Source organism: Streptomyces niveiscabiei, assembly GCF_001419795.1.
Taxonomy (GTDB): Bacteria; Actinomycetota; Actinomycetes; order Streptomycetales; family Streptomycetaceae; genus Streptomyces; species Streptomyces niveiscabiei.
In genome coordinates this window covers 1-275 of sequence record NZ_LIRL01000687.1, presented here as the reverse complement: position 1 = coordinate 275, position 275 = coordinate 1, and the positions used below count along the sequence as shown (strand labels likewise).

At 77.8% G+C, this 275-nt stretch carries 1 protein-coding gene; it reads right to left on the bottom strand.

Annotated features, from left to right (window positions below):
* Positions 1–275 (bottom strand): hypothetical protein (locus tag AOK24_RS30585; protein WP_159052037.1); only part of this gene is annotated, 275 nt, incomplete at both ends.

Sequence of the window (275 nt, the reverse complement as noted above, 5' to 3'; positions counted from 1 at the left end):
CGGTGACCCGCGCGCTGTACACCCCGATCCCGCTCTTCCGGCATCCGCCCCGGTTCTCCTGCGACGCGGTGTACGCGTTCGCGGCGGCCGTCAGGACGGGTTCCAGGTCGGGGTCGGTGAGCACGCGCAGCTGGAGGGGCGGCGCGCACCGGCTGTCGTCGTCCCCGACGAGGGCGACGATCCCGGCGGCACCGCCGACGGCCGCGACGGCGGTGAGCGCCAGGGCGAGCCGTCCGGTTCGGCGCAGGAGGCCGCGGCGGGGGTTGGGGCGGGGC